This is a genomic window from Pseudomonas alliivorans (assembly GCF_017826695.1).
GTDB lineage: Bacteria > Pseudomonadota > Gammaproteobacteria > Pseudomonadales > Pseudomonadaceae > Aquipseudomonas > Aquipseudomonas alliivorans.
Genome location: NZ_JAFFZW010000004.1, coordinates 449,261 through 467,637 on the forward strand (window position 1 = coordinate 449,261; position 18,377 = coordinate 467,637).

The 18,377-nt window shown below is 56.9% G+C and carries 17 protein-coding genes and 1 pseudogene; 12 read left to right on the plus strand and 6 right to left on the minus strand.

Translation table 11 applies throughout. The annotated features are described in order from the left end of the window. The first annotated feature begins 15 nt into the window (after positions 1-15). The 10 genes from JTJ32_RS14610 to ribH all read left to right on the plus strand — a co-directional run bounded on the left by JTJ32_RS14610 (position 16) and on the right by ribH (position 11,490). Positions 16-882, plus strand: coding sequence for an ABC transporter permease (locus JTJ32_RS14610; protein WP_210042464.1), 867 nt, complete (start codon positions 16-18; stop codon positions 880-882). Then, positions 815-1,894, plus strand: coding sequence for an ABC transporter ATP-binding protein (locus JTJ32_RS14615; RefSeq protein ID WP_210042465.1), 1,080 nt, complete (start codon positions 815-817; stop codon positions 1,892-1,894). The genes JTJ32_RS14610 and JTJ32_RS14615 overlap by 68 nt, the downstream gene beginning before the upstream one ends. Positions 1,895-1,955: 61 nt before the next feature. After that, positions 1,956-3,629, plus strand: coding sequence for a GMC family oxidoreductase (locus tag JTJ32_RS14620; RefSeq protein WP_210042466.1), 1,674 nt, complete (start codon positions 1,956-1,958; stop codon positions 3,627-3,629). Between the two features lies 1 nt (position 3,630). Beyond that, on the plus strand, positions 3,631-5,058 hold the full coding sequence (locus JTJ32_RS14625; RefSeq protein ID WP_210042467.1) for an NAD(P)/FAD-dependent oxidoreductase: 1,428 nt from the start codon (positions 3,631-3,633) through the stop codon (positions 5,056-5,058). A 32-nt stretch (positions 5,059-5,090) separates the two neighbouring features. Continuing rightward, entirely contained in the window at positions 5,091-6,257 is a 1,167-nt protein-coding gene (locus JTJ32_RS14630) for an MFS transporter (protein ID WP_210042468.1), read from the plus strand. A gap of 159 nt (positions 6,258-6,416) precedes the next feature. After that, complete coding sequence (locus tag JTJ32_RS14635; protein WP_210042469.1) at positions 6,417-7,853, plus strand: NAD-dependent succinate-semialdehyde dehydrogenase; 1,437 nt, start codon at positions 6,417-6,419, stop codon at positions 7,851-7,853. 58 nt (positions 7,854-7,911) lie between these two features. After that, positions 7,912-8,406: a flavin reductase family protein gene (locus JTJ32_RS14640; protein ID WP_210042470.1), complete on the plus strand. Its 495-nt coding sequence runs from the start codon at positions 7,912-7,914 to the stop codon at positions 8,404-8,406. Between the two features lie 45 nt (positions 8,407-8,451). Beyond that, the gene (locus JTJ32_RS14645) at positions 8,452-9,702 is read left to right on the plus strand and encodes a serine hydroxymethyltransferase (protein WP_210042471.1); all 1,251 of its coding nucleotides are present in this window, start codon (positions 8,452-8,454) and stop codon (positions 9,700-9,702) included. A 56-nt stretch (positions 9,703-9,758) separates the two neighbouring features. Further along, positions 9,759-10,922, plus strand: coding sequence for a mandelate racemase/muconate lactonizing enzyme family protein (locus tag JTJ32_RS14650; RefSeq protein ID WP_210042472.1), 1,164 nt, complete (start codon positions 9,759-9,761; stop codon positions 10,920-10,922). A gap of 94 nt (positions 10,923-11,016) precedes the next feature. Next, a complete protein-coding gene (ribH, locus tag JTJ32_RS14655; protein WP_210042473.1) occupies positions 11,017-11,490 on the plus strand; it encodes a 6,7-dimethyl-8-ribityllumazine synthase in 474 nt (157 codons plus the stop codon). 26 nt (positions 11,491-11,516) lie between these two features. Here ribH and JTJ32_RS26435 read toward each other — a convergent pair. From JTJ32_RS26435 to JTJ32_RS14690, 6 genes and pseudogenes are all read right to left on the minus strand, one after another. Further along, positions 11,517-12,152: pseudogene (locus tag JTJ32_RS26435) on the minus strand (TIGR04141 family sporadically distributed protein). A 619-nt stretch (positions 12,153-12,771) separates the two neighbouring features. Next, entirely contained in the window at positions 12,772-12,978 is a 207-nt protein-coding gene (locus tag JTJ32_RS14670) for a transcription elongation factor GreAB (RefSeq protein ID WP_210042476.1), read from the minus strand. A gap of 47 nt (positions 12,979-13,025) precedes the next feature. Beyond that, positions 13,026-13,355, minus strand: a complete 330-nt coding sequence (locus JTJ32_RS14675) for a hypothetical protein (RefSeq protein WP_099227337.1) — start codon at positions 13,353-13,355, stop codon at positions 13,026-13,028. Between the two features lie 80 nt (positions 13,356-13,435). After that, complete coding sequence (locus JTJ32_RS14680) at positions 13,436-13,744, minus strand: hypothetical protein (protein WP_099227336.1); 309 nt, start codon at positions 13,742-13,744, stop codon at positions 13,436-13,438. 245 nt (positions 13,745-13,989) lie between these two features. Further along, on the minus strand, positions 13,990-14,424 hold the full coding sequence (locus JTJ32_RS14685; RefSeq protein ID WP_099227335.1) for a DoxX family protein: 435 nt from the start codon (positions 14,422-14,424) through the stop codon (positions 13,990-13,992). Between the two features lie 102 nt (positions 14,425-14,526). Then, positions 14,527-15,972 carry an MltF family protein gene (locus tag JTJ32_RS14690; protein WP_210042477.1) on the minus strand — a complete coding sequence of 482 codons (1,446 nt, stop codon included), beginning with the start codon at positions 15,970-15,972 and terminating at the stop codon, positions 14,527-14,529. A 174-nt stretch (positions 15,973-16,146) separates the two neighbouring features. Here JTJ32_RS14690 and JTJ32_RS14695 point away from each other — a divergent pair, with 174 nt between their 5' ends. Both JTJ32_RS14695 and JTJ32_RS14700 read left to right on the plus strand, forming a co-directional pair. After that, positions 16,147-16,983 carry a TatD family hydrolase gene (locus JTJ32_RS14695; RefSeq protein WP_184323136.1) on the plus strand — a complete coding sequence of 279 codons (837 nt, stop codon included), beginning with the start codon at positions 16,147-16,149 and terminating at the stop codon, positions 16,981-16,983. 84 nt (positions 16,984-17,067) lie between these two features. Continuing rightward, positions 17,068-18,372, plus strand: coding sequence for a methyl-accepting chemotaxis protein (locus JTJ32_RS14700; RefSeq protein ID WP_210042479.1), 1,305 nt, complete (start codon positions 17,068-17,070; stop codon positions 18,370-18,372). The last annotated feature ends 5 nt before the right edge of the window (positions 18,373-18,377 follow it).

Consider the following 18,377-nt stretch of genomic DNA (forward strand, 5'->3'; position numbering starts at 1 on the left):
TGAGAGGGCATTAACATGTTGAGAATGTACCTCTGGCTCTATGTGCTGTTCCTGTACGCACCGATCGTGATCATCGGCATGTTCAGCTTCCATAGCAGCCCTTCACTGGTGTTCCCGTTCGACGGCTGGAGCCTTCGTTGGTACGAGCAGATCTTCGCCAGCCAGACGTTCCGGGACGCTCTCTGGAACAGCATCATCGTTGCGACCGGTGCAGCAGTTGCAACCACGCTGCTAGGCGCCACAGTCGCACTGGCGCTGATCCGAATCAAAGGTCGTCCGAGGGAGATTATTGCAACCATCTGCGCCGCACCCATTGCCCTCCCCGGCCTTTTCCTCGGGATCGCACTGGTGAGCGGATTTGCCCAAGTGGGTATGAGTCGCTCCCTGGTTACAGTGACCATCGCTCACGTGCTTTACGCACTACCGTTTTTCGTGGCCACTCTTCGCTCGCGCATCGATTACTTCGACACCTCGCTTGAAGAAGCTGCACGTGATCTAGGCGCCACGACTTGGCAATCGTTTCATCTGATCACGTTGCCCATCCTTCGCCCAAGCATTGTAGGGGCTGCGATTCTCGTGTTCGCGCTGTCGTTCGATGAGTTGATCATTACCGTATTTGTGAGCGGCAACGAGTCGACGTTGCCCATGATGATCTGGTCGATGATGAGGCGCACCGTTGACCCGACCATCAACGCTGCATCCATGGTCGCATTCGGCCTGTCACTGATTGTCATCACCATCGCCGGTGCCATCTTCTGGCTCCAGCGTCGCGTATCCATATCGTCCAGAACTTCTGATTTTGAGGATGAAGCCAATGAGCAAGTCGATAGTGCAACTCAGCAACGTCCACAAAGCGTTCGGCCCGTTCAAAGCTTTGAATGACATCAACCTCGAAATCCGCAAAGGTGAAATTCTCACACTGCTTGGCCCAAGCGGCTGCGGAAAAACCACGCTGATGAGGATCATTGCAGGATTCGAGGAGCCTACGGGTGGCTCCCTCAAGATCAGCGGGGTAGACGCTACCTCTCTCCCACCGGAGAAACGCAGCGTCAACATGGTTTTCCAACGGTATGCACTGTTTCCCCACCTGGACGTTTTCGACAACGTCGCTTTTGGCTTGCGACTGCGCAAGCTGCCAAAGGACGAGGTCAACAGGAAGGTGAAGGCTATGCTTCATCTTGTGCAGCTGGACAGCTTCGCAAGTCGATGGATCCACGAGCTCAGTGGGGGTCAGTGTCAGCGTGTAGCGCTGGCCCGGGCACTGGTCAATCAACCGGACGTCTTGCTGCTGGATGAGCCGCTGGCGGCGCTTGATCTAAAGATTCGGCATCACATGTTGCGCGAGTTGAAGAGAATCCACGAAGAAACGGGCACGACTTTCGTTTACGTCACCCACGACCAAGACGAAGCCATGATTCTGTCGGATCGCGTGGTACTGATGAACAAGGGTGAGATCGAGCAGCTGGGTTCTCCCCAGGATCTGTACGCCGCGCCTGAGTCGCTGTTCTGCGCGAAGTTTTTCGGCGAAACCAACATCCTCGAAGGCAAGGTCACGAAAGTGGCCGGTGGGCAGGCCGAGATTTCAACATCATTGTTCTCGGCGAAAGGCGCAGCTCGCAAGGCTCAGGAGGGAGATTCGATCTCGATCTCGATCCGCCCCGAAGCCATGAAATTGAGTATCTCAGATGCCCCAACCCTCGCTGGGCTGAACAGGCTGAGCGGTACCGTCGAAGATATCGTCTTTATCGGTAACAGGGTCGTTTACCAGGTGAGGCACGGTGACAGTCTTCTCAGTTGTCAGGAAACGCGGCCTGTCGCAGGCATCCAATACGCGCCCGGCTCGCAGGTGAACTTGAACTGGCCTGATGAAGCTGTCGTGGTGCTCACACACTGATCCAAATGAACAATTCGAAGGGCGTTTCCCTTCAATGCAACCAAAGCGTTAAGGAGTTAAAGTGGTCGATTATATTGTTGTAGGTGGCGGCCCGGCCGCGTGTGCAGCTGCCTCTCGTTTGACCGAGGATTCAAACACCACGGTCACCCTGTTTGAACAGGGTTCCCGCGACTGGAACCCGTACATCCATATGCCGGTTACCTACTTCAAAACGGCAAAGGGTAATCTGCTGAGCCGCTACACTCTTCAGCCACAGAAGCATCAGAATGACCAGACACCCGTGATGGTTCAGGGCCGCGTTCTCGGCGGTGGCAGCTCAGTGAATGCGATGGTCTATATGCGCGGTTGCCCAGAGGACTACGACAACTGGGAGGCGTTGGGTTGCGAAGGTTGGTCATACAAGGATGTGCTGCCGTATTTTAAACGTAGTGAAGACAATGAGCGCTTCGCTGGTGAGGCTCATGGCCAGGGTGGGCCTCTTGGCGTTTCTGACCAGCGCCATACTCATTACCTGACCAAAAGCTGGATCAAGGCGGCGCAGCAGGCGGGTGTCAACTACAACCCCGACTTCAACTCAGGTAAGCAAGCCGGCGTAGGCCTGTTCCAGGTCAAAATGCGCAATGGCCTGCGCTGCAGCGCCGCCGTGGCCTACCTAAATCCAGCCCGTAGCCGCTCCAACCTGAAAATTCGCACGAAGTGCAAAGTGCTGCGCGTACTGGTTGAAAACGGCCGTGCCGTGGGCGTGGAGTATCAGGAAGGAGGCCAAGTCAAAACCCTGCGAGCGGAGAAGGAAGTCATCGTCAGCGCAGGCGCAATTGGCTCCCCTACTCTACTGCTTCGCTCCGGGATAGGGCCGGCCGAGCATCTGCGCTCTGTTGGCGTACCGGTCGTCCATGATCTTCCTGGTGTAGGTGAAAACCTTCAGGATCACGTCGACATGTTTCTGATCTACGAACTCACAGGTCAGCATAGCTACGACAAGTACAAAAAGCTGCGTTGGCAGGCTTGGGCCGGGCTCCAGTACCTGTTGTTCCGGAACGGGCCAATCACATCCAACATCTGCGAAGGCGGGATGTTCTGGTACGGCGATGAAAAAGATCCTCTGCCAAACCTGCAGTACCACTTCCTTCCAGGTGCAGGAGTGGAGGAAGGCGCGGAATCGACCCCGAGCGGTAACGGTTGCACCGTAAACGTCTATCAGACCCGCCCACGCTCCAGAGGCACAGTGCGGCTGCGTGATGCCAACCCTCACAGCGAGCCACTGGTAGATCCGAACTATCTGGCCGACCCATACGATGTCGAGGTACTTGCCGAAGGCGTTCGTATTGGCCAGGAAATCATGGAGAAGTCCGCTTTGAGCAAATACGTGGCGCATCCGCATCGTCCATCGAAACGTTTGATGACAAAAGATGAGCGCATGCAGTTTGTGCGGGAAACAGCCCAAGGCGCATTGCACCCGTCAGGTGCTTGCAAGATGGGCACCGATCCAATGGCTGTGGTCGATCCTCAATTTCGCGTGCATGGGCTGAAGGGTCTGCGAGTCTGTGATACCTCAGCTATGCCAAAATTGGTATCCGGGAACACCAGCGCGCCTTCCATGATGATGGGTGAGCGGCTGGCGGACTTTATCCGTGGGCGAAGTCTGAAGGAGACCTCGTCTCTCAGCGCTCCGGCGTCAATGCCCCTGGCCGATCTGAAGTTGACCGCCACTGCCGACCGACTGACTGAGAGCTGAGATGAATCTTCTTCCCGCGCTATCAGGTATCGAACGTCACAGTTGGTCTTGGTGGCGGGAAGATATTCAGCCACTGCATGGCCAACCTCTTAATACCCTCAGAGGCGGCATCAATGTTGATGTCGTCATCGTGGGTGGAGGCTTCACCGGGATGTGGACGGCACTCGCTCTGCGCGAACGAGCGCCTCACTTGAGTGTGGCCATCGTGGAAGCGAATCGCCTTGGCGATGGGGCTAGCAGTAAAAATGGGGGGATGGTTCACGGATATTGGGCGTCGCTGCCAGCGAATATCAAATCGCTGGGCCTTGAAAGCGCTTTGGACATTGCCCTATTGGGAAGCAAGGCCCAAGAGGGTTTCAGATCTTTCGTGACCCAGCCTGGGCGCGATGTGTGGTGGCAAGAAGCAGGAAATCTGCGAGTCGCGACGTGTCGAGCTCAGGAGCGCGTGCTCGACAGGTTCCTTGAGAAGACTCGTGGCCTTGGCGTTGATAAGTTCATTCAACCTTTGGATCAGAAGCAGGTACGAGAGCTGATCGACGCGCCGGTGTTTGGCAAAGGCATCTATTTTCCAGAGGCCGGAAATGTGCATCCTGGCAAGCTGATCATCGAGCTCAAAAAAGCAGTTCTTGCAGCGGGGGTTCAGGTATTTGAAAACTCACCCGTGACCCGGGTCGAGCAGGGATTCCCTCACCGCGTTCGATGCGACAAAGGAGTGGTGGTCGCATCCGATGTCGTATTGGCGACGAATGTGGCATTGGCAGGTATCCCATCGCTTGCGCCACGATTTAGCATTTTTTCTAGCTACGCGACCATGTCCAATCTTGCGGAAGAAGGACTGCACAAATCCAAGTGGTCAGCCCCCGTTGGAGTCAGTGATGCGAGGATGTTCCTTCACTATTTCCGGCGCACAAATGATCATCGCGTCCTCATTGGATCGGGTTCCGGCCCGATCGGTTGGGGCAACAACATTCAAAGCTTGGTGTTGCGAAATGATGAGCAGAGTTTCGAGAGAGCACGCCGCGGTATGGCTCATCTTCTCCCAGCTGTATCTTGCGCGGGATTTGCCAAAAGCTGGGGCTGGCCAATCGATGTTTCATCTGATCGTCTGCCGTTCTTTAAGACACTCAAGCAGCGCATTCACTACGGGGGTGGTTATTCAGGTCACGGGGTTCAAGGTACATGGATCGGTGGCCAGTGCCTCGCATCGCTGGTTTTGAACAGCAAAGATGAGTGGTCTACCTCACCTTTCTGCCAACGCAATCTGCCACGACTGCCCCCTGAGCCATTCAAATACGTCGGGGCCAATGCTGTCCGTTGGGGGGTGCTGTCGTGTGAAGAGGCCGAACAAGCCTCACGCTTCGCTTGGCCACAAGCCCGTGCACTCGCCGCCCTCCCCTCACTTCTAGGCTTGCGTATCGGGGTGCGCTGACACCCCTTTGTGTGCTGCGTTCAAAGGATCCTATGAACACATCATCCCCTTCAGTCGGTACGATTTCGTACCGACTCGCGACGCGTATTGCCTTTTTTGTCACAGGCTTTCTCATGGCGTCGTGGGCGCCTCTGATCACCTATGCGAAGACCCGCCTGGGGCTCAATGAGGCAACCTTGGGACTTCTGCTGCTGTGCGTAGGTATTGGATCACTCGTGTGCATGCCAATGGCTGGCAGTCTGGCACAGCGATTAGGTTTGAGAAGGATGATCATTGGCAGCAGCCTGGTGTTCTGTTCGATCCTGCCAGGACTTGCGATCTGTTCGAATGTTGCGGCCATGGCAGTGCTGCTACTCATTTTCGGTGCCTCACTTGGCCTAATGGACATATGCATCAATTTCCAAGCGGCTGCAGTGGAACGCGCAGCGAAGATGCCATTGATGTCGGGCTTTCATGGCTTCTTCAGTATCGGAACATTTGCAGGGGTGAGCAGTGGTACTGCACTCCTTACGGCTGGTATTACACCCATCACCGTAACGCTGTCCGCCGCGGCTCTTTGTGGGTTACTTACCCTTCTCTTTTCACCGAGGCTAATTCCAACGATGTCCGACTCAGGTTCGGACTTCTTCGCTCGCCCTCGCGGCATCGTCAGCTTGTTGGCTTTGCTGACCTTTATCTGTCTCCTCCAGGAAGGAGCCATGCTCGACTGGGGCGCACTTCTGCTCGGTGAATTGCAAAACGTTCCACCAGCAGCAGGCGGCATCGGATACTCAGTATTCACTTTAGCGATGTCTATCGGACGCCTGAGCGGGGACTGGGCAAGTGCCAGGTTCGGGGATCGGAGGTTGTTGCAGTACGGTGTCCTGCTCGCGATCGCAGGCTTTGCCATGGTGCTGGTGCTCAGTCTCAATTTTGCACTGGTGGGCTTCATGATGATCGGACTGGGACTGGCCAATCTGATCCCGATACTGTTCCGCGCAGCGTTGAACCAGGATGATGTGCCAAGCGCGCAAGCACTGTCCGCAGTTGCCACCCTGGGTTACCTCGGCATTTTGCTTGGCCCTGCACTGATTGGTTTCGCTTCGCACGCGTCCTCCCTGAAAACCGCTTTCATAGGTCTGGCTGCTCTGCCTGGAGTAGTCCTGCTGTCGGCAACGGTTGCCACCAGAAGTAATCAGTCACTGAATCAGGATGCATAAATCATGAGACTGGCTTCTCAATAATGAGAAACTTGATCCTTGATTGTATAACTAACTGATTAATAACGTATTTATTTTTGGCATAGGGCTTGCTAACTCTTGAATAGGCCGATCCGATTAGCTTGGATTAATCGGCGAAACTGACATTCAGGAGTTTCCATGACTTATCCCTCAGTGAACCTGTTCATCAATGGCAAGTGGCGTGAAGGCAGCGACGGTATCAGGGAAAATGTTATCAACCCGGCAACTGGTGAGGTGATCGGGTCTTTCGCTCACGCTACCACTGCAGATCTGGACGAGGCTATCCGAGCCGCTGAGGCGGGCATCAAGGCTTGGCAGGCTATCTCGGTGTTTGAACGCAGCAAGATCATGCGAGGCGCCGCTACCCTGATGCGCTCGCGAGTTGAGGAAATTGCTGCTCTCATCACTATCGAGGAAGGTAAGCCTCTCGCCGAAGCGCGTATGGAGGTCAACGGCGGCGCCGACCTGATTGACTGGTTCGCAGATGAAGCTCGTCGTACTTACGGCCGCATCATCCCAGCCAGGCTTCCCAACGTGACCCAACACGCAGTCAAAGAGGCTGTGGGCCCAGCAATCGGTTTCACTCCATGGAACTTCCCGGTCAGTCAAATCCTGCGCAAGCTGGGGCCAGCACTTGCCGCTGGCTGCTCAATGATCATCAAAGGCCCTGAGGAAACTCCTGCGGCACCTGCTGCCTTGTTTCGCTGCTTCCAGGATGCTGGCGTCCCGGACGGCACGCTGGCGCTTGTATACGGCGTTCCTGCGGTCATCTCTGAACACTGCATTCCTCATCCATCCATCCGCAAAGTGTCCTTCACCGGGTCAGTACCCGTGGGCAAGCACCTTGCGGCGTTGGCTGGCAAACACATGAAGCGCGCCACGATGGAGCTCGGCGGTCATGCCCCGGTCATCATCTGCAACGATGCAGATCTTGAGGCTACATGCGCAGCGCTGGTTTCGTTCAAGTATCGCAACGCTGGCCAGGTCTGTATCTCCCCTACGCGATTCATCGTGCAGGACGGCGTTTACGACCGTTTCGTTGAAATGTTCGCACTGGCAGCTAGCGCTCTGAAGGTTGGCGACGGCGGGTTAGAGGGCACTCAAATGGGCCCCCTCATCAACGAGCGGCGCCTTCAAGCAGTCGAGCGTCTGGTGAATGAAGCTGTGTCCAAAGGCGCCAACCTGGCCACAGGGGGCTCCCGGATCGATAAGCAAGGCTGCTATTTCCAGCCAACCGTTCTGAGCGATGTAACTCCCGATATGGAAATCATGAACGAAGAGCCGTTCGGCCCCGTCGCCCTGTTCATGTCGTTCAAGCACTTGGACGAAGCGATCGCAGAAGCCAACCGTCTTCCATTTGGTCTGGCTTCGTACGCCTGGACTCGTCAGCAGTCGAACATCGCAGCGCTCAACCGCGGCGTCCAGGCAGGCATGTTGACCATCAACCATCTCGGCCTCGCGCTACCAGAGACGCCCTACGGTGGTATCAAAGATTCCGGTCACGGATCGGAAGGCGGCACCGAGGCGCTTGATGCCTACCTGAACACAAAATTCCTGTCGTGCTTGAACGCATAAGGCGGAACGCCCGGTTTTCTCAAGCCAGGCGCATTACAACAATCGTGAGGTAATGATCATGTTAGACAAACAGTTTCGTGAAGCCATGGGTCGATTTGCAGGGGCAGTTAACGCAATCACCACCTTTGAAGACGACATGCCTGTCGGCCTGATTGCAACTGCAGTGTGCAGCCTTTCGGCAGAGCCGCCGTCCGTCATCGTGTGCGTGAACAAATCAGCCTCGGCCCACAATGCAATGCTCAACCATGGTTACTTTGGTCTGAGCCTTCTGTCCCCTGCCCAGGCGGGTATCGTTTCTCGATTTACTGAGCGTAAGGGCTCCGACCGCTTCGCCGAAGACGAGTGGGATCTGCAAAACGCTAAGGCCCCAATTCTTCTCGATGCCCCTGTTGGCATGGTCTGCAAAGTCGCCAACTGCTTTGACGGGTTCTCGCACACGATTTTCGTGGGTGTCATTGAAGCCATCACTCTGTGTGATCCGGAACATAACCACTGCTTGCTCTGGAAAGGGCGCGGCCTGCATCAAGCCGTCGAGTACGTCGCGGCTCATTGAGAACAGCTTTAGGCAGTGCGCACTCGGCGCGTGGTGGAGTTAGTTATGTTGAACATCAGCGAGAGAATGAAAGGATATCGCGCCGACTTCATGTCAGCGCTATTTCGCGGCATGCAGGGCAACGGCGGTCTGTTGGAGCTAACAGCCTCTGAGGATCGCAGCACAAGCCAAGGTTTGGCATCCGGCTTCATAGTGAGTCAGGAAAATGGCTCCCATCACATCGTGCGCACGAGTTTGATCAAGGCTGAGCTGCAGGCAATCGAACTCGCAAAATGCCTATTTCGTGCCAGCTACGCGAACGTTCAACCCCAATCGGGGGCGCAGGCAAATGCCGCCGTGTATCAAGCGTTGCTAAAGCCCGGGGACACAATTCTGGGCATGAGCACTGCACAGGGAGGGCATCTATCAAATACACCTCATCCCAAGATGGGCGCGCACACCTATCGCGCTGTTCACTACGGGCTAACACCGAGCGGCTTGGTTGACTACGTACACTTGGAACAGCTGGCGCAGGAACACAATCCCAAGCTCATCGTGGCGGGGTTTTCCAACTACTCAAGATTTCTCGATTTCAGAAAGTTTCGTGAAATCGCGGACTCAGTTGGTGCTCGCCTCCTTGTCGACATGTCGCACGTAGCCGGTCTGGTAGCCGCCGGGCTTTATCCAAGTCCGATCGAGTTTGCACACGTCGTCACCTCCTCCACCCAAAAATCTCTGAGAGGCCCGAAAGGCGGACTAATTCTGTTCGAGGAGTTGGGCCTGGCGGCGGCTCTGGATGCTTCAGTATCTCGACTGCACCGACACGCTCCCCTGAATCGAATGATTGCTGCAAAAGCTCAGTGTTTTCAGGCGGCCACTTCGTTGCGCTTTCAGGCCCACCAGAAACAGGTGGTGACGAACGCACGTGCCATGGCACAGGAGCTGGTGCGACAAGGAATGGATGTTGTCACCGGCGGTACTGACAGCCACATGCTGTTGCTTGACCTCGGCGCTCGGAACCTAGATGCCCATGAAGCATGTAATGCCCTTTTAAGGGTCGGGATAGCAGTGGAGAGCGGTGAGCATCACCGTACTCCCGAATCACCTTTCGCATCCCCGTTTCTTCAGATAGCGACCAGCGCAATCACTCATCGAGGATTCACAGCGGACTCTTGTACTGAGCTTGCGGCTGTGATCGCCGCAGTATTACGTCAGCCGAACGACCTGAAAACGGTATCCAACGCTGCCAAATCGATCAGTTCCTTGAGTGCTGATTACCCCAAGTATCCGGACTACATCGGACACGCACTTTTCTGAAGTCCTGACCAACGCGTAAGCATCGCTACGCATTCCCACGCAATAATGGAGCTTATATGAAGATCGTTTCAGCCAAAGTATTCCTGGTAGAAAGCGGTTACGTTAAACCGATCATTGTTGAACTGACCACCGATGAAGGCATCACCGGCATTGGCGAAGCCGCAATCGCTTACGGCCTGGGGGCTACGGCAGCGGCCGGTATGATCAAGGACTTCTGCGATCGTTTGGTCATCGGTGCCGATCCGTTCCGCGTAGAAACGTTGTTTACCAAAATGTACGACAATTCTTTCTGGGCCAAAGGCGGTGGTGCCATCGTCTTCGCCGGGATCAGCGCAATTGAAACTGCTCTCTGGGACATCAAGGGCAAAGCCGCAAATCTGCCAGTGTTTGAATTCTTTGGTGGCAAGGTATTCGACGATGTCCCTGTCTACGCGAACGGCTGGAACTACCACTGCTACGACGCTGACTCTTGGGCACACGCCGCAGAGCGCCCAATGGCCGATGGTTTCAAGGCGCTGAAATGCTACCCGCTCGCAACCCAGGATGAGAAAGGCCGCCTTCAGCATGTTCAACGCCGTGCACATGACCGCGATTTTATGGAGCTCGCTTACCAGCGAGTGAAAAAACTGGTGGATGTCGCTGGTAGCAGCACAGAGGTGTACATCGATCTCAGTGGCGGCATGACCACAGCCGAAACCATCCGCCTGTGCAAGCGCTATGAAGACTTGGGCGTCACCTGGATTGAAGAGCCGTGCGACGCGTTCGATGTAGGCGCCATGGAGAAAATTTCAAAGGCGACCAATGCGTCGCTGGCTGCTGGCGAACGCCTCTACACCCGCCAGGGCTTCCGACGCCTGATCGAGAAGCAGATCGTCGACATCGTCCAACCCGACGTTGGCAACACCGGGGGGCTTTCGGAAACCAAGAAAATCGCCGCGATGGCCGAGGCCTATAACATGCTGGTTGCACCACACAACTGTGCGAGCTCCCTTTGCACAGCGGCGACCATGCAGGTTGGCGTCACCATGCCTAACTTCATGACGATGGAAATCTATCCATATTTCAGCGACTCGCCGAAATATGTTCAGATCCTGCAGAACTCGCCGGAAGACCGCATCACCAATGGCCGATTAGCAGTCACCAATGAAGCAGGCTTGGGCGTTACGCTCGATCAGAAAGCCATTGCGCCGTTTCTTTGGGCTGAATGCAAAGGCGACTGATCGCGCTACCACAGCCCGGCTCCGCCGGGCTGAACCCGCAACCAAACACACTCCCTTTAGACCGCTGCCAGCGGTCTTTTTTGCAGGATCGTCCATGAGTATTCGAGTCATCGAAGGTAGCTTCAATTCGGCCGACGGCAATTACGCCATTTTGGTCGGCCGTTTCAACAGCTTTGTCGTTGAGCACCTCGCGAGCGGCGCGATCGATACGCTGAAAAGGCACGGTGTAAGTGAACAGAACATCACCATCGTCCGAGCGCCAGGAGCATTCGAGTTGCCATTAATCGCACAGGCAATAGTCCGAACCCGATCGTATGACGCAATCATCGCGCTGGGTGCGGTGATTCGTGGAGGTACACCGCATTTTGAGTACGTCGCTGGGGAATGTGCCAAAGGCCTTTCCCAGGTTGGTATGGAGTACGACTTACCCGTTGCCTTTGGCGTCCTGACTGTCGATTCAATCGAGCAGGCTATCGAGCGCTCCGGCACCAAGGCGGGTAACAAAGGGGCTGAAGCTGCACTGAGTGCCATTGAGATGGTGAGTCTGCTTAGAGCCCTGAACAACTGATCGCTTGCGTGACCACAATAATAAAATCAGACCAGCCTTCTGAATCGCCCCGGATTCTCTAGACACCTTGCAAACTCGATCCAGGGAAAGCGCTGCTTGTAGGTGTTGCTGCGATAGACCTGCATGATCTGCTCGCATTTGCCCAGCAGATCATCAGACGCCAGCTTGCAGGTGATGGAGAGGCTGTCACGACCAGCAACGAATTTTGCAAAACTCGCTTCGCTCGCAGTGCCGCCAGCGATGCGCGCAAGATCCCGCAGCGCGTCGACCCCGAAGTCTTGGACGTCGCTGTATTTGCTGGCCTGCAAACGCTTCTGGAACGTCACGGCGTTTGGGGTCGCCAGATCCCGCGTGCGTGCGCAACTCATCACGTAGCACCGAGTTCAGCGTGACTTTCAGGCCGAACTGGCGTTCGAATGCCTCTTTCTCCAACGCCTGTGGATGTGCCCAAAGCAGATCGCGAAAATCCGGTCATCGACGGGCAGGAACATCGCGGCACCGGCGACGCTGGCAATCAGGTTGTCGGGCTGTGCGCCCACCTGCTCCTCGACGAAGGAAATCCAGCCGGGCCTGCTGGTGAAGATCTGGCCGACCAATAACGGCGCACCTTCGCCCTTTGACCAGTCGGTTCGCGTGAGTCGATTGCGACGAGCCCCTGATATGTTACTAGGGCCTCGTCAGCCTCGTAGTCACTACGCAGTAACCGTACGGAAAGCGTCCTGACTTTCTCCGGATTGGCCAAGGCAGCACTCCCTAGACATGCTGATGATCTGGGCTTGGGTTTTGGCCCTGTGTGTTTGTTCGTTTGGCTTGGTTTTTTTCATGGCCTGGGTTGTTCGCTTGGCACGGGCACAACCAGCATTTGGCCAGCATGACTATGGGCCAGAAAACGTGTTTTTCCCAAATGAGGAATTGGCTCGCGTGGACATCTTAGAGGGGTGTTGAGTGATGGACGTGTATCAGGGTGGTGCGGGGATTGACGGTTTATTGGCGATGCGGAGGTTACTGATCGTTCGGTGTTTCCAGGGAGATGGGTGGGCGTTTGTAGGTATCGGCGTCAGGGTGAATGAGGGAGTGCATAATCCATTCCAGGCTGGTCGGGCGTGAGGCTTGGGGGTAGGACGGGGGGGAATCGGGTTGGATTTTGGGTGGACTTATCAGTTGTGCCGGCATGGATGTTGGGAAGATTGCGGGGAAATGGGCCTTCGGCGTCTGAACAAGCCCCTCCATCAGCTCAATTTGCTACTCGAAAGAGTAGGCCTGAAATAGTAGGCCTACTATTTATGCGGGCCTACTGGGGCAAGGAGTGCGCTCGAAATAGTAGTTCCTTTGGGGTGCCTGCGCGTAATCCGCATTCTCGCTGCGATCCCCCAGAGAGGCCGCCCAGGCGACCTTCTGGGTGATGTCCGGACGATGCTCGCGCCAGAGGTAGTCGAGTTCCTTTTTAAGGGCATCGTGCCCCTGTTTAGTGATGATCCTTGTACTCAAGACATTCCTCCATCAACACAAACATCAACTCGACAGGGGTCGAACCGCTATCGACGCGCCACTTCGTGGCGGATGCAGCCGTCGTAATAAATCTGTCGGACGCTGTCGGGCTTGAGACGCGAGTCGCTGTCGTAGGTCTGTTCGGTAATACCCAGCGCCATCGGGCGCATCCACTGCTTGGTGAACTTGCGCGCCTGAAGCTTTTGCCGCGCACCATAGCGGGTTACACCCGAAAGCTTCGACGCTTGCGCGCTACCCGCGATGGTCGAGCCCCAGCGGCAAAGGTAGCGTTCACTTTCAGTAGCATTCCGGGCCTGGGCAGACAGTGCAACGCCCGACAGCGTCAGGCAAGCCAGAGCACAATAAACCAATCGCATGCAGACACCACACCTAATCCTTTGATAAGGCGGCGATTCTGCCTGTGAGGCGATGCGGCGGGGGCCAGCATAATGCCTTCTCAGCCGAAGGTGATCAAACCCTGCCGGGCCACCCGCGTGAGGTCGCGAATCACCTGCTCGACCTGCTCAGCGCCAGGTGACTGGATCACAGCCAGATCAAACTGATCGTTGGCGAAATGGCTGAGCGGCTGGTGGGCGTCGACAAACTGGATGAGGAAGGCGCAGGAGCCGCCACGGCGACGCGGCCAGCCGTCCAGATAGCGCAACAGTGTCGGCTGATGGGAACCGGCGAGGAGGATTTTAGGATTCTTGCGCGTCAGCACGGTGCTGATCGGGGACAGACGAAGAAGCGGGCGCAGATTGTTCATGGGTTTTGTCTCTGCCTCAAAAGCTCCGCTGGGCAGCGGTGAGAGGCAACACCGAACCAACGTTTTAGCGGTATTTCAACAAGGTTCGAGCCTTGTCAGGCGCCCCGCAAGTAGTTGTTAAATCGGCGCTTGAGCACGCATCCTAGAGAAGCACGTACTTCATTGTCAATTACCTTGCCCTACAATCCTGCCAAAACGCAAAAGGCCCACATTCACGTGGGCCTTCAGTCAGGGAGCAGCAGAGGTTATCGCGCGATGACGCGGTCCAGCGACAGCTTGCCCGCGCCTTCAATCAAGACCGCGAGCGCACCACCCAGCAGGGCCAGTGCGTATTCAAAACCATTGTTGGCCATGAAGAAGCCGTTGCCGATGTGCACGGTAAAGATAGCCACCAGCAGCAACACCGTCACCAATGCCGCAGCCGGACGGGCCAGCAGCCCAACCAGCAGACCCAGACCGCCAAAGAACTCGGCACCGCCGGACAGCATCGCCATCAGGTAGCCCGGCGTCAGGCCGAGGCTTTCCATGTACTGCGCGGTGCCTTCCAGACCATAGCCGCCAAAGGCGCCAAACAGCTTCTGACTGCCGTGGGCGATGAAGGCGATCCCGACAATGACGCGCAGGATGGTCAGGCCATAACCGGCGCGGGTGGTGAGTACGGATTTGATCAGGCTGTTCATGCGGTGTGTTCCAGGGTCGATTAAGTGGGAGTGGCGCCATCATAATCAAAATGACTCATGTGAAAATACCAATAATTGGCACATACCTATCGAATTGTTTGATCAGCGTTTAACCGTCGTTTTTCCGGAGCCAGCTTTTTCGAGCGCGTCACGCTGACGGTCGAAGGCCAGGTAGTACTTGTTGACGCTGTTGACGAAGGTCACAACGTTGGCCCCGCCCTGCTCCATCGCGATCCGCTCGGTCTGAAAAAACCACTGATTGGGATTGAGCCCGCGCTTTCGCGCCTCGTCACGCATGCTTTGCACGCGTTCCGGCCCCATGTTGTAGGCCGCCATGGTGAACGCCATACGCTCACGCTCGTTGACGCTGGGACTCGAGAAATATTTGCGCTTGATCGACGCCATGTAGCGTGATCCGGCGCGGATATTGTCATCGGCATTCTGGATATTCGAGACACCGACGCTTCTGGCTGCCGAAGGCGTGATCTGCAACAGCCCTGTCGCACCACCACTGCCCTTCGCAGAAGGATCGAGTTTGGATTCCTTGAACGCCAGCGCTGCCAGGTCGAGCCAGTCCATGCCCTGCGCATCGGCATGGCGCTGCAGCATGGGTCGCAACTGTTCCAGCCGCTGAATGTTTCCGCGCACCAGCGGATTGTTGACCCGGTACATGTTTTTGTAAGCCTTTTCGAAGGCCACGTCCTGGCGGTTGGACGGTTTGTAATCCTTGAGGAAATCATCGATGGTGGCACGCAGAACGGTGGCGTTGTCGCGTACGAACCAGCTCACATCGCCGTGGGTTTTCAGCGAAAGCCCGCGATCCAGACGCAGTTTCGGCATGACGCCGGCCCAACGCTCGGCAATAGGTTGCTCGACCAGCGTCATCGGGTAGATGCCGGCCTGGACCATCTCCAGCACGTCTTCGACGGCGAGGCTGGGATCAACCCATTCGATCTTCACCGGCGGCAGCTTGCGCAGCTCCAGCTGCCGATTGACCTGATGCAGCGCTTCGTGTGCGGCACTGCCGGTGGCCAGACTCAGGGTCCTGCCGGACAATTGCTCAACGCGCCGCAGGCTACGGTCGCCGCGCAGACCGACCAGCACCAGCGGCACATCATGAATGATCGGACTGCTGGCCTGAACGCCCCTGGCGTCGCTCACATCAAGCAGCTCGCCGGGGGCGATCAGATCACCTTCGCCGCGCTGCAGAGCGCTGAGCAGCTGGTTCTTGGCCTTGGGAATGATCTTGAACGTGACTTTCTGCCCGTCGCGGGCATGACTGTTGAGGTAGCGCTCGAACGCTTCCAGACGGTGGTACTCGACACCGATTTCCTGCCCCTTGACGTCTCCGGAACTGTTGCGGCTCTGATTGACCAGCACGCGCAGCACCTTGCTGCTGCGAATCGCGGCCAGATCACGCACGGGAGGCAAATGCGATGTGGCGACCACAGGTCCGGCAGACGTGAGCGGACGTGCGAATACTTCACCCGGAAAGGTCGTCAGAAGCGGCACAAGACAGACAATGGACACGAGCGCGGATCGGATCATTCATTCCCCAGTGGCATCGCCGTTACAGGAAAAAGGAACTCTGGAAGTCACGCAGCAGCATCAACATTGAAGAAAAGCATCGAGTCCTTGAGCTCAACCGTTTGAATAGCCAGCGTTTTCTTGTTTTTACCGAAGCTCTGATATGCTCGGCAGCCTTGTGCTGGAGGTAGCACCATGCAACTCATCGACATTGGCGTCAATCTGACTAACGCCAGCTTCGCTTCGCAGCGACAGGCGGTACTCGACCGTGCCTACGCCGCAGGCGTCGATCAACTCGTCATCACAGGCACCAGCGTAGAAGGCAGCGAAGAAGCCTTGCAGCTGTGTCACGAACTGGACGACAGCGCGCAGCGACTGTTCTGCACGGCGGGTATACACCCTCACTCGGCGAGCGATTGGACCGGCGACACCGAGAAACAGTTGCATGCTTTGCTCAAGGAAAATCGCGTGCGTGCCGTCGGAGAATGCGGGCTGGATTTCAATCGCGACTTCTCCCCTCGCCCACAACAGGAGAAAGTGCTGGAAGCGCACCTGGCCATGGCTGTGGAACTGCAACTTCCTGTGTTCCTGCACGAGCGCGACGCCAACCAGCGAATGATGGAAATCCTGCGCGATTACCGCGACCGCTTGCCTGCCGCAGTGGTGCATTGCTTCACTGGCGAGCGGGCTGCGCTGTTCAGCTATCTGGACCTGGACCTGCACATCGGCATCACCGGCTGGATCTGCGACGAACGCCGTGGCACGCATCTGCACCCACTGGTCGGCAACATTCCCCGCGGCCGACTGATGCTGGAAAGCGACGCGCCTTATCTGCTGCCACGCAGCCTGCGGCCCAAGCCGAAGAACGGTCGCAACGAACCGGCCTATCTGCCCGAAGTGCTGCGCGAGGTGGCGCTGCATCGAGGCGAATCACAGGAAGATCTGGCGCGCCACAGCACAGCGTGTGCCCGCGAGTTTTTCGGCTTGCCTGTCGTGGAACGGACCGTCCAGGAAAATCCACGGTTTTCTTGATCCGCGTCAAAGGTCGCTTCGAGGACCGGCATACAGTAGTGGCACCTTGCTGCTATTTTCACCGTTTACCGAAGAAGACCCCTCATGCGCTCATGGCTTGGCAACCTGTCACTCAAGTACAAATTCTGGGCGGTGAATGCAGTCGCGTTCATCACCACCCTGCTGCTGGTGCTCTACGCCGTTCATCTGGAGCAACAGTCGCGTGAGGAATCGGCGCACGGCGTGGCACAACTGATCGCCCAATGGCCCACCACTCAGCCACTGCCAGCCAACAGCGCGGCGCTCATCCAGGCACCAGCCTTCACCGATGTGCTCGAACAGCATTTCGCCCACTACGCGCTGGCCGTTTTTGTCCTGATGATTGTCATGCTCGGCGCTTCGCAATTGCTGATCCGCTTTCTGCTCAGCCAGCTCAACACGCTGAAGGACGTCATGTTGCATGTTGAACGGAGCGGTGACCTTTCAGCCCGTGTGCCAAACCGCAGTGACGATGAAGTCGGGCAGATGGCCAAGGCGTTCAATGCGTTGCAGGCCGGGTATCAGCGGGTGGTTGCGACGGTATCGCAGACCGCCATCCGGCTTGATCAGGGTGCCGCGCACCTGGCGTCCGGCATGACCGAGGTTCGACATGGCATGCTCGGCCAGCAGAGCGAAACCGATCAGGTCGCCACTGCTATCAACGAGATGACCGCCACCGTGCACCACATCGCCCAGCACGCCACCACCACACGCGATCAGTCACAGACCGCCGATGCGCTCGCAGGCAGCGGCAAGGCCGTGGTAGACCGCGTGCAGGTGTCCATTGCCGGACTGTCCAGCGGCGTGCAGCAGACGGCCGGGATGATTCAACGCATGGCCGCCGACAGCCAGAAGATCAACGGTGTGGTCAACGTGATTCACAGCATTGCCGAACAGACCAATCTGCTGGCGCTCAATGCCGCTATCGAGGCGGCGCGGGCTGGCGAGATGGGACGCGGCTTTGCCGTCGTCGCCGACGAAGTACGCAACCTTGCCAAGCGCGTGCAGACGTCCACTGACGAAATCACCACCATGGTTTCCGCCCTGCAGAGCGGTACACGCGATGCCGTGGATTTCATGCAGGACAGCTCGTACAAGGCCGATGAATGCGTGCAGCAGGCCCGTGAAGCAGGCGAAGCCCTGGCGGCTATTGCCAGCGCCGTGGCGCAGATGCGTGAAAGCAATACGCAGATCGCCGTGGCCGCTCAACAACAGAGCCAGGTCGCGGAAGAGATGAACCGGGCTGTGGTGAGCATTCGCGATGTGACAGAACGCACCGTGGTCCAGACCGTGGACTCGGCCACGACCAGTGGCGAACTCGCGGTACTGGCGGGCGAGCTGAACACCGCCATCGGCCAGCTCAAACTGTAAACGGC